10 protein-coding genes are annotated in these 12,111 nt (G+C 46.1%); 5 read left to right on the forward strand and 5 right to left on the reverse strand.

The annotated features are described in order from the left end of the window. Positions 1-10 precede the first annotated feature (10 nt). Positions 11-709: a 6-phosphogluconolactonase gene (pgl, locus tag AEA42_RS15885; RefSeq protein ID WP_037418721.1), complete on the reverse strand. Its 699-nt coding sequence runs from the start codon at positions 707-709 to the stop codon at positions 11-13. 9 nt (positions 710-718) lie between these two features. Next, entirely contained in the window at positions 719-2,191 is a 1,473-nt protein-coding gene (gene zwf, locus AEA42_RS15890) for a glucose-6-phosphate dehydrogenase (protein WP_037418717.1), read from the reverse strand. A 312-nt stretch (positions 2,192-2,503) separates the two neighbouring features. Between zwf and AEA42_RS15895 the strand changes: the two genes are divergently transcribed. Then, positions 2,504-3,358 carry a MurR/RpiR family transcriptional regulator gene (locus tag AEA42_RS15895; RefSeq protein ID WP_011072455.1) on the forward strand — a complete coding sequence of 285 codons (855 nt, stop codon included), beginning with the start codon at positions 2,504-2,506 and terminating at the stop codon, positions 3,356-3,358. A 185-nt stretch (positions 3,359-3,543) separates the two neighbouring features. Continuing rightward, entirely contained in the window at positions 3,544-4,983 is a 1,440-nt protein-coding gene (gene pyk, locus AEA42_RS15900) for a pyruvate kinase (protein WP_037418713.1), read from the forward strand. Positions 4,984-5,121: 138 nt separating this feature from the next. On the opposite strand, the gene AEA42_RS15905 is transcribed toward pyk, so the two are convergent. Then, the gene (locus tag AEA42_RS15905) at positions 5,122-7,401 is read right to left on the reverse strand and encodes an acyl-CoA dehydrogenase (protein WP_055648243.1); all 2,280 of its coding nucleotides are present in this window, start codon (positions 7,399-7,401) and stop codon (positions 5,122-5,124) included. A 16-nt stretch (positions 7,402-7,417) separates the two neighbouring features. Continuing rightward, positions 7,418-8,056, reverse strand: coding sequence for a TetR/AcrR family transcriptional regulator (locus AEA42_RS15910; protein ID WP_037419025.1), 639 nt, complete (start codon positions 8,054-8,056; stop codon positions 7,418-7,420). Positions 8,057-8,274: 218 nt separating this feature from the next. Here AEA42_RS15910 and AEA42_RS15915 point away from each other — a divergent pair, with 218 nt between their 5' ends. Then, a complete protein-coding gene (locus AEA42_RS15915) occupies positions 8,275-10,125 on the forward strand; it encodes a M2 family metallopeptidase (protein ID WP_055648244.1) in 1,851 nt (616 codons plus the stop codon). Positions 10,126-10,265: 140 nt separating this feature from the next. Here the strand turns inward: AEA42_RS15915 and smrA are convergent, their stop codons facing one another. Then, positions 10,266-10,856, reverse strand: a complete 591-nt coding sequence (gene smrA, locus AEA42_RS15920; RefSeq protein WP_037418703.1) for a DNA endonuclease SmrA — start codon at positions 10,854-10,856, stop codon at positions 10,266-10,268. A 132-nt stretch (positions 10,857-10,988) separates the two neighbouring features. On the opposite strand from smrA, the gene AEA42_RS15925 reads away from it, so the two are divergent. Then, positions 10,989-11,564 carry a hypothetical protein gene (locus AEA42_RS15925; RefSeq protein ID WP_037418700.1) on the forward strand — a complete coding sequence of 192 codons (576 nt, stop codon included), beginning with the start codon at positions 10,989-10,991 and terminating at the stop codon, positions 11,562-11,564. A gap of 29 nt (positions 11,565-11,593) precedes the next feature. Continuing rightward, entirely contained in the window at positions 11,594-12,088 is a 495-nt protein-coding gene (locus AEA42_RS15930) for a YchJ family metal-binding protein (RefSeq protein WP_037418697.1), read from the forward strand. The last annotated feature ends 23 nt before the right edge of the window (positions 12,089-12,111 follow it).

Consider the following 12,111-nt stretch of genomic DNA (forward strand, 5'->3'; position numbering starts at 1 on the left):
GAGTGACTCCTTAAGCGCTCCAGAACACGTCAACGGGCGTTTTACGCTGCGCTAATACGGCTCTGATAGGCATAGCATTAACATCATCATTTTCTAAGGCTTGACGATATACGGATAATTTCTGTTCCCCAACCAAATGCAGATAAATCTGACGGCTATTGAGGATCGCATTCTTAGATAATGTGATCCGACCATGGGGCGCCGTGGTGGGATTGGTTGCCACGCACAAAGCTTGAGTAGTTAAGGCATCGTTTAACTCAGCACTGCAAGGGAACCATGAGCAAGTGTGACCATCGTTGCCCATCCCGAGCACCACCACATCGAAGGGACGCGGGAAGTTAGACAGCAACTCGGCGGTCATATCTGCGCCCGCTTCGGCGGTGGAAAACATATTCTTCAATCCACGGAACTTGGCATTGGCCGCGCGGTTTTGCAATAAATGCTCGCGCACTAAACGTTCGTTAGAGGCGCTATCTTCGACATCGACCCAACGCTCATCGGCAAGCGTAATGTAAACATCACTCCAGTCGATAGATTTCATGCTAAGTAGCTCAAACAGTTTCAGCGGCGTTGAGCCGCCAGAGACCACTAAACTCGCCTTACCACGGGCATCCACCGCCTCTTGTAACTGGCTAGCGATCTTATTCGCTAACTGTTGCTCGAGCGCAGCAGGTGTATCAAAGGATTTAAATACGGTTTCTTTAATCATCAAAGCCCCCTATTCATCCCACGAACGACCGTCTTTGGTGATCAGCGCGACGGAAGCCACGGGGCCCCAAGTGCCCGCAGGATAAGGTTTCGGTTTTTCATTGCTCTGTTCCCATGCTTGGATGATGCCATCAACCCATGTCCAAGCTTGCTCCACTTCGTCTCGGCGAACGAACAAGGCTTGATTACCGAGCATGGCTTCAAGCAATAAACGCTCGTAGGCATCGGCAATGCGCTCGTTTTTGAAAGTATCAGAGAAACTCAAGTCGAGTTTGGTGGTTTGCAAACGTTGTTTTTGCTCTAACCCTGGCACCTTGTTCATCATCTGGATCTCAACCCCTTCGTGTGGTTGCAGACGGATGGTTAACTTGTTAGGTGGCAAGTTACGGTAGCTAGAGCGATACAAGTTATGCGGTGGATTTTTAAAATACACCACAATTTCAGAACTCTTAAACGGCATGCGCTTACCGCTGCGCAGATAAAACGGCACGCCAGCCCAACGCCAGTTATCAATATCGACACGCAGCGCCACAAAGGTTTCAGTATGCGAGTGTACGTTCGCCCCTTCTTCCTCTAAATAACCAGGCACTGGACTGCCCTTGAGGAAGCCCGCACTGTACTGACCACGGACGGTGTTTTCATAGACATTGTCAGCATTAATCGGCCGCAGCGACTTCAGTACTTTCACCTTTTCATCGCGGATACTGTCAGCATCTAAGTTAACAGGGGGATCCATCGCAACCAGCGTCAACACTTGCAGTAAGTGGTTTTGGATCATATCTCGCATTTGACCAGCTTTATCGAAGTAACCCCAACGGCCTTCGATACCCACTTCTTCGGCAACCGTGATCTGGACATGGTCAATGGTCCGGTTATCCCATTTAGAGGCAAATAAGGAGTTAGCAAAACGCAGCGCAATTAAGTTTTGAACTGTCTCTTTACCGAGATAATGGTCGATACGGTAGACTTGGCTTTCTTTAAAGTAGGCAGAAACTTGATCGTTAATCACACGGGAAGATGCGAGATCAGAGCCAATGGGTTTTTCGAGAACGACGCGCGAGTCGCTGTGGATCAGATTTTGTTCATGTAAACAGCGGCAGATATCCCCAAAAATCGACGGTGGGGTGGCAAAGTAACTGACCATGACGCGCTCTTCTGGTTTGAGCAATTCATGGAAGGCGCTGTAACCTGCTGAATCAGTAAAATTAGTGCCGACATAATGACAACGGGACACGAATCGGTTAAGCGTTTCTTCGCAGAGGGGTTCTTTGACGAAGGTGTTTAACGCAAGAATGACTAGCTCTCTAAACTCATCCTGACTAAATTCATCTTTTGCGACACCGATCACCTTAGTATCTTTGTCGAGAAGTTCAGCCTTATCTAACTGGTATAAAGAAGGTAACAACTTGCGTCTTGCCAAGTCGCCTTTAGTACCAAAGAGTACGAAGTCACAAGCTTTGGCGCCTGATGATGTTTTGCCCATTGCGTTACGCTCTCCTTTGTATGTCGTGTCCCTTCATGCTAATGAAGGAATCCACACTTTTGTTGTAATATAACAACAGAATTTGTTAAATGCATCTCTTTTTATCAATATTAACATTCTAGCTAACTAGGCACCTAAGGCATAAATCTGATATGATTTTTGTGCTTAAATTACTGATGATAGTAAATTCTTATTTCAAAAACCGACGTAAAACTTACTTAAGCAATCTTGATTAGTGGGATCGTCAAGCTGATCTGTGGCACTAAACAAAAAAAAATAAAATTACATACTCAATTTAGCGGACATACGCGTATGAATACCCTAGAAAAGGTTCAAAAAAGCCTCACCCATTTTAGTAAGTCAGAACGCAAGGTTGCAGAGGTCATCTTAGCCTCTCCGCAAACAGCTATTCACTCCAGTATCGCCACACTCGCTAAGATGGCAGATGTCAGTGAACCTACTGTGAACCGTTTCTGTCGCCGCTTAGATACTAAAGGCTTTCCTGATTTTAAGTTACATCTGGCACAAAGTCTCGCAAACGGCACGCCTTATGTGAGTCGCCATGTGGAAGAAGATGATTCTCCCGAGTCATACACAACAAAAATATTCGAATCTTCAATGGCTTCTTTAGATACTGCCCGTCAAAGTTTAGACGTAGCGGCCATCAATAAAGCCGTTGATATTCTGACTCAGGCCAAGACAATTTCATTCTTTGGCTTAGGGGCATCAGCCTCAGTCGCCCATGACGCACAAAATAAATTTTTCCGTTTTAATGTGCCTGTCATCTGTTTTGACGATGTTCTGATGCAACGCATGAGTTGTATCAACAGCAATGAAGGCGATGTTGTGGTTTTAATTTCCCACACAGGCCGCACTAAGTCATTGATTGAAATAGCACGTTTAGCAAGAGAAAACGGCGCTGCCGTTATTGGTATTACGGCTCGTAACTCGCCGTTATCGATGGAATGTACACTGCCTGTGACGATGGAGGTGCCAGAGGATACAGATATGTATTTACCTATGGCCTCGCGTTTAGCGCAATTGGTGACTATAGATGTATTGGCGACGGGTTTTACCCTACGCCGCGGCCCTCGTTTCCGTGATAATTTAAAACGGGTAAAAGAAGTGTTGAAAGAGTCTCGTATCAATAAAGATCCGATACTGTAATTCACTTCCTATCTTTAAAAAGGCTAGCGCAAACCCTACGTCTAGCCTTTTTTAAAGCAAATTTCAGCGATACCTCACAATTTTAAAACATAACTTCAGATCAATTTGATTGTAACTTTACTACATAATTTGGAATTGCATGCTAATATAGTCACAAGATTTTTTTAACTTTAACGGAGTATCTTATGTTCCGCAGAACCAAAATCGTCACCACCCTGGGCCCCGCCACTGACCGTGACGATAACTTACGCCGCATTATCGCGGCAGGTGCAAACGTTGTTCGTCTTAACTTCTCCCACGGCTCCCCCGAAGATCATCTCAAACGCGCGACTCAAGCTCGCGAAATTGCAAAAGAATTAGGTGTACATGTAGCGATTTTAGGTGACCTACAAGGTCCTAAAATCCGTGTCTCTACCTTTAAAGACAACAAGAAAGTCCAACTGAAATTAGGCCAAGCTTATATTCTTGATGCTGAACTCCCCAAAGGTGAAGGCGATGAGAATCAAGTCGGTATCGACTATAAGCAATTACCTGATGATGTGAATGTTGGCGACATCCTGATGCTCGATGACGGCCGAGTCCAACTACGTGTTGAGCGCGTCGAAGGTCGTAAAGTCCATACGACGGTAACGGTTGCTGGTCCTTTATCAAACAATAAAGGGATCAACAAGCAAGGTGGTGGTTTGTCCGCTGCGGCACTGACCGAAAAAGACAAGGCTGACATTCTCACCGCAGCGATGATCCAAGTGGATTATCTAGCCGTTTCCTTCCCACGTAGCGGTGCCGATTTAGAATACGCACGTTCTTTAGCACAGCAGGCTGGTAGCAATGCACTGATCGTCGCGAAAGTTGAACGTGCAGAAGCCGTTGCTAGCGATGAAGCAATGGATGATGTGATTTTAGCCTCTGACGTTGTCATGGTTGCCCGTGGAGATTTAGGGGTTGAGATTGGTGATGCTGCACTTGTGGCAGTGCAAAAGAAACTCATCGCCCGTTCACGTCAGCTCAATAAAATCGTCATCACTGCGACCCAAATGATGGAGTCAATGATCTCAAGCCCAATGCCAACCCGTGCAGAAGTGATGGACGTGGCAAACGCCGTGCTTGATGGTACAGACGCCGTGATGTTATCAGCCGAAACCGCTGCCGGTGACTTCCCTGAAGAAACGGTTAAAGCAATGGCGAATGTGTGTGTTGGTGCAGAATCTCACCCAAGTGTGAAAGTATCTAAACACAGATTGGATGCACGTTTCACCTCAGTTGAAGAAACCATCGCCCTATCGACTATGTATGCGGCAAACCACCTAGAAGGTGTTAAAGCGATTATTGCTTTAACAGAATCAGGTGCAACACCTAAACTGATGTCGCGTATCAGTTCATCTTTACCAATCCTTGGCCTATCTCGCCATGACACAACACTGGCGAAGATGGCTCTGTACCGTGGTGTATTACCGATTTACTTCGACTCAACGATCTATCCAGCCGATGAGCTCGCGCAAAAAGCATTGGAATCATTAACCAAAGCGGGTTACTTACACAGCGGTGACTTAGTGTTAATGACCAAAGGTGATGCGATGGAAACCATCGGTGGCACTAACACTTGTAAAGTGCTAATCGTCGCTTAATCTTTGCTGATTGGTTTTCGCTAGACGAAAAGTTAGGCTAAAAGTCATTAAACTTAAAAACAAAAACCACCTCAGTTGAGGTGGTTTTTTATCTCTTGTAACGGTGAGAAACTATTGTAGTCGTGCTAACAAATCAGATTATAAGGCTTCAAAATCATTCACATTGATGGCGGCTAAACGTAACTTATCCGCATGCAATAGTGTTTGATGTTCTTCGCTATTAATCGTGCCCTGCTCTAACGCTTTAGCAAATAGAACCAAGTTTGGTACTTTTGCAGGTAACTCACCGCTGCGCTGTGCTTTTTTGAGCTTTTTGTAAATCTCTTTACAGGCATACTGTGCTACAAACGCTTGTTCTACTTCAGCAATACCACCCACATCGCCTTCAAACTCAGGACAAAGGAAGGTAATGCGCTCACGGGCAGGACTCGGTTTTAACATGCCAGAGACAAGCTCAGTCGCCATTTTATCGCTCGGCGCATTAAAATGATTGCCGATCGGGAAAATGAGTGCTCGCAATAACCAAGCAACTGGACGATTGGGGAAGTTGCGGATCACATCCTCTAGTGCTTTCGCCGCTAAGTGCAAGCGATTAGCCATTACATAACGTACCGCAGGTAAATCATCCTGTTGGCGACCATTGTCTTCAAATAGTTTTAGCGTTGCAGAGCCTAAGTACAACTGACTCAATACATCGCCCATCCGTGCAGACAACATTTCCTTGCGTTTTAAATCGCCGCCCATAATCAACATTGAAATGTCCGTCATAAAGGCCAGCGCCGAAGACAAACGCGACATATCTTTGTAGTACTGTTTGGTTTCGCCACTTACGGGGGCGCTACCAAAACGGCTCGCAGTTAAGGCGCTAAATAATGCACTGAACGCGTTACGCGTCGCATACCCCATATGCCCCATCAACAACGAGTCAAAACGCGCAAGTGCCTCGTGCAGATTTTCCATTGCTGCCGCTTCCATTTCGGCCAGAACATAAGGATGACAACGGGTTGCGCCTTGACCAAAGATCATTAACGAGCGGGTAAGAATATTCGCGCCTTCTACGGTGATCGAAATTGGATTCGACATATAAGGATGGCCGAGGTAGTTTTTAGGTCCTAATTGGATCCCCTTACCCGACTGAATATCCATCGCATCATTCATAACAGCTCGGCCAAGTTCGGTCATGTGGAACTTCGCAATAGCCGTCACCACTGAGGGTTTGACTTTAAGGTCAATGCCTGTGGTGGTTAAACGACGTGCAGCTTCTAACTGGTAGGTATTGGCAATAATACGAGCAAGGGCTTCTTGCACCCCTTCAAACTGACCAATCGCCATGCCAAATTGGTGGCGCACATAACTGTAGGCTGTGGTGGTTTTGGTTGCCATATGGCCTGAAGCAGTTGCCAGCGCTGGCAGAGAAATACCGCGACCCGCTGATAAACATTCAACCAGCATGCGCCAGCCTCTGCCCGCAAATTCTGGACCGCCAATGATCCAATCGAGCGGAATAAACACTTCATCGCCCTGGGTTGTACCATTCATAAAGGCCATATTAAGTGGATTATGACGACGACCAATCACCACACCAGGATGATCCGTTGGGATCAACGCGCAGGTAATACCAAGATTCTTTTTATCACCTAATAGACCGTCAGGATCGCGCATCTGGAAGGCTAAACCCAATACCGTTGCAACAGGTGCTAAGGTGATATAACGCTTATTCCAGGTTAATTTAAGGCCTAATACCTCTTCGCCGTTAAACTCACCACGGCACACAATGCCCACATCTGGGATTGCGCCCGCGTCACTGCCTGCTTCTGGGCCTGTTAACGCAAAGCAAGGTATTTCATCGCCTTTCGCTAATGCAGGTAACCAACGTTCCTTTTGCTCTTCAGTGCCATAGTGAGTTAATAATTCACCAGGGCCTAATGAGTTAGGTACCATCACAGTTACCGCAGCACTCACGCTACGACTAGCTAACTTGCTCACAATCGTCGAATTGGCATAAGCCGAAAACGCTTTACCACCAAATTTTTTCGGAATGATCAGCGCAAAGAAGCCTTCTTTTTTGAAATAATCCCACAGCTCTGGCGGCAAATCTTTACGATTATGGACAATGTCAAAATCATCGATCATTGTCAGGGCCGTCATGACCTGATTATCAATAAAGTCCTTCTCTTCTGCCGTCAGCGTTGGCTTGCCGTAGCTGTGCAGCGTGTTCCAGTTCGGGTTACCGCGGAATAATTCCCCTTCCCACCATACATCGCCCGCTTCCATCGCTTCGCGCTCAGTATCGGATAATGGCGGTAACACTTTTTTGAAAAAATGGAAAACTGGCTGGGTGATAAATTGCATTCTGAGGCTTTTTACTGCAAACAGCGCAATAACAGCTATCAGGGCAATAATTATAATCGTCAACATAATCAAGACCTTTTTATTAAGAAGCTACGGGAACTGATACGCCCGCGGCCATGTAGGGGATCACTTTACGGATCACGGCTTCAATATCGTTGTGCTCACCAAATTCAGCCGCAGCAATATCGTTTAACGCATCAGCGGATGCCATAGTGAAAACGATTGTGCCGAGGGTGAAGTGTAAGCGCCAAAACATTTCAGCAGGAGGTATATGGGGAGCACTTGCCGACACCGCCTTCACAAAGGTATCTAGATGTTGTCCATAGTGGGTGGTGATAAACCAGCGCAGATGCCCTTGGCTTTCGATATAGCCTCGTCCAAGTAGCTGTAGGAAAATCGTGGTACCTTCCGTGCGCAAGTCATTTAAATCCAATAACGGATCGACTAACGCCGATAAAATATCCTCTAGCGAAGCCTGAGAGGATGCAGTATGTAAACGTTTTATAGCCGTCGATGCTGCGGGCATAAAAACGTCTAAATAGCGGGCTAACACTGCACGGATTAACTCTTTTTTAGAGCCAAAGTGATAATTCACCGACGCTAAATTGACCTCTGCCTTGCTAGTGATAAGTCGTAATGACGTCTCAGAAAAACCTCTTTCGGCAAAGAGTTTCTCTGCAGCATCAAGTATTCTTGTTTTTGTATCAGATCGACTTGCCATTCCGTGACCTTGAATTAATTTAAAACACTCGTTTAAATTAAACATTGGTATGGTCATTGTCAAACGAAAAATGACCAAATAAGCTGCGTCACAACAACGAGGCTTAACAAGCCAATCACAGTGATTGCAAAAAAGAGCCAAAAGCCATCAAGTTTTATTCAAAATACAATCCACTTAGGTAGAATGTGCAACACAAAAACAACAGCGGATTGCAATACATGACTATTCGATTAAATCATCCCACGACACTCGCGCTCACCATTGCGCTAACCTTAGGCTTAAGCGCCTGTAATGATGCACAAAGCAAGGCCGATGCTACTACAGCTAACAAAAATGCGCCCGATAAAGCCCAGGCCATTGCCTTTATACAAGATGCGGAAGCGCAAATGGCGCAGTTATCCATCGAAGCGAATCGTGCCGAATGGATTTACAGCAACTTTATTACCGAAGATACCGCAGCATTATCGGCCGCCGTGGGTGAAAAAGTCAGCGCCGCTTCCGTTAAGTTTGCCACTGAAGCCGCAAAGTATGCCAATGTGGAACTCGATCCCGCCAATGCGCGCAAACTGAATATTCTGCGCAGTGCACTTGTGTTACCGGCGCCGCTGGATCCCGCCAAAAATGCTGAGCTAGCGCAAATTAGCTCCGAACTCAATGGGCTCTACGGTAAAGGCAAATATTGCTTCGCCGATGGCAAATGTATGACGCAACCTGAACTGTCTACCCTGATGGCGGAATCGCGGGATCCAGCTAAATTACTTGAAGCGTGGAAAGGCTGGCGTGAAATTGCAAAACCAATGCGTCCGCTATTTCAACGTGAAGTTGAACTCGCTAACGAAGGCGCAAAAGACTTAGGCTACGCGAATCTGTCCGAGTTGTGGCGCAGCCAATACGATATGAAACCCGATGAATTTTCACAGGAATTAGACCGTTTATGGGGACAAGTTAAACCCCTCTACGAATCCCTGCATTGTTATGTTCGCGGCGAGCTGAATAACGAATACGGTGATGCCATTGCGCCGAAAACAGGCCCGATTCCGGCACATTTGCTAGGGAATATGTGGGCGCAGCAATGGGGGAATGTGTACGATCTCGTCGCCCCGAATGATGCCGATCCAGGCTATGATGTGACCGAGCTACTTGAGCAGAAAGGCTACGATGAGCAGAAAATGGTGAAACAAGCCGAAAGCTTTTTCACCTCTTTGGGCTTTGCGCCGCTGCCAGAAAGTTTTTGGAGCCGCTCTTTATTCTTACAACCCAAAGATCGCGACGTAGTGTGTCACGCTTCCGCGTGGGATCTGGATAACCTCGATGATATCCGCATCAAGATGTGTATCCAGAAAACCGCTGAAGACTTCACCGTCATTCACCACGAACTTGGACACAACTTCTATCAACGTGCCTATAAACAGCAGCCTTTCCTGTTTAAAAACAGTGCCAATGATGGTTTCCATGAGGCCATTGGTGACACGATTGCGCTATCTATCACCCCGAGCTATCTAAAACAGATTGGCTTGCTCGAAGACGTGCCCGATGCCTCTAAGGATATTGGGTTATTGCTTAAGCAGGCATTGGATAAAATCGCCTTCCTGCCCTTTGGTTTGATGATCGACCAGTGGCGTTGGAAGGTATTTAGTGGCGAAATTACCCCTGCGCAATATAACCAAGCCTGGTGGGAATTAAGAGAAAAATACCAAGGCGTTAAGGCCCCGACTGATCGCAGCGAAGCCGATTTTGACCCAGGTGCAAAATACCATGTACCCGGTAATGTGCCTTATACCCGCTATTTCCTCGCACATATTCTGCAATTCCAGTTCCATAAGGCACTGTGTGAAACGGCTGGAGACAAGGGCCCAGTGCATCGATGCAGTATTTACGGCAATCAAGCGGCAGGAGAAAAACTCAATAAAATGTTAGCACTTGGCGCAAGCCAACCTTGGCCCGTTGCCTTAAAAGAAGTCACAGGAACGGAAATGATGGATGCGAGCGCAGTACTCGATTATTTTGCGCCGCTTAAAATCTGGCTTGATGAGCAGAACAAAGCTGCGAATCGTCAATGTGGCTGGTAATTAACCCTCAAGTGCGAGTCATATCCACGCCTTAAACTAAACCGATAAAAATGCCCAACAATGTTGGGCATTTTTTTAAGCTCCAGTATTAAGGTCTAACGCTCGCGACAATCAGAGAAATCAATGCGTTCGCAAATCCATTAACGCCAACCCATTCCCTTACGATTTGCTTCTTTATTCTCAATCTTAAGCTGCTCGGATTTAGTCAACATCACATATAAGGCGCCCGTGCCGCCCTGCTCGGTTTTCGCAGAATGGTAGGCAAGTACCATATCAAGCTGAGATAACCAGTGACATACCGCTGATTTAAGCAATCCAGCCACGGGTTTACTGTTATGGCCTTTACCATGAATGAGCATCACACAACGTTCCCCATGGGCCTGCGCCGCTAACAAATAATTGAGTAACGCATCTCTGGCCTGACTCAAACGGTAGGCATGCACATCTAACTCCATTTTAATACTGTACTGCCCCAGCCTTAAGCGCTTAAAAACAGCCCCCTGAACCCCTTCACGCTTAAAACTGGCTATATCATCGGGTGCCATAATCGGGATCAAGCTTAAATCCAGCGGCATACAAGCTAAATAAGCCTCACGTTGCAGCGCATCACGGCGCTGAATTTGCTCATCCGTTAATGCCTTAGGTTGTAAATTCACCACCTTGACATCACCTTTAAGTGGCACAACTCCCGCCATTTCTTCAAAAAATAGTGCCGATTCATTATCCAGCATGGCAAGCTCCTCCACTCTTCACACTCAGTGTGCACTTTTACAACAGAAACACACTTTGTAAACATTCACCCCTTTAGTTCAGCGGGCGCCTCCATTATAGTGGCGCCATGAATGCTTGATTAGAATAATGTAATGAGATTTTTGCTGCTAGCCCTGATATGCCTATTGTCGCTGCCGAGTTTTGCGACCCCCTCAAAAGCCAAGACCAGCATGACAACAGATCAATTGATAAATGCGAATTATCCTTTGTTTACTCAAGCATTTAATGAACTTAATCACGACGTCACTGCCGAGATTTATGCTAAAGACGCAAGTTATCTGTCAGAAAGTCAAAGTAAAGAAATTTATTACGGCCGTGATAATATTGTCGCCATTTATCAACGCTTTTTTGATAAAATCCGAACCAAAAAGGCCCGTATCGATATCGACTTTCGGGTGCTAAACCGCAAATTATCAGGCAACAGCGCGTTCGACACTGGCTATTATTTAGTGCGTTTTTATCCCGCCGAAGAGACTGGCGAACCCGTGAGTGAATTTGCAGGCAAGTTCGTCATTGGCACACAAAAAGACACCCAGCACCGCTGGAATGTCACCCTTGATATGAACAATCGAGCCGAGCCTAGTTTTTATTTGAATGCGAAGCCTGTGCCAAATCTTTACTATGGCCGTCAGTTTCCGCCGTTACCTGACAGTAAAAAACCAAAGTAATAATCTTTATTATTTAGCAAGTTACACTCATGACACCAGAAGCCTATTGTCCCTGTGGCAGCCAAAAACCTTATCAGCACTGTTGTGAAACTTTGCACCTTAATGTTGATTCAGGGACTCAAGTGGCCACCAGTCCTGAACAACTAATGCGTTCACGCTACTGCGCATTTGTGTTGAAAAATTTTGATTACATTATTAAAACTCACCATGTAGACTTTCTCGATGGCTTAACCTTCGAACAACTACAGCAAGGCCCACATCCACATTGGTTAGGGCTTGAGGTCTTAGCTGCGAATGAAAAAATCTATCCCGATGGTACTCAACGCGGCAATGTGACCTTCAAAGCTTGGTATAAACTCGCGGGTGAGATTGATGCAATCTATGAACGATCTGAGTTTATATTTGAACAGGGCCGTTGGTACTATACCCAAGGACAACAAATGCAGGCCAAACGCCCTGGGCGCAACGATCCCTGTATTTGCCAGAGTGGTAAGAAATTTAAACAGTGCTGCTTAACACGATAGTTGTTGATGACAGTATCGACTCA

This window comes from Shewanella sp. Sh95 (genome assembly GCF_001308045.1).
Lineage (GTDB): Bacteria > Pseudomonadota > Gammaproteobacteria > Enterobacterales > Shewanellaceae > Shewanella > Shewanella xiamenensis.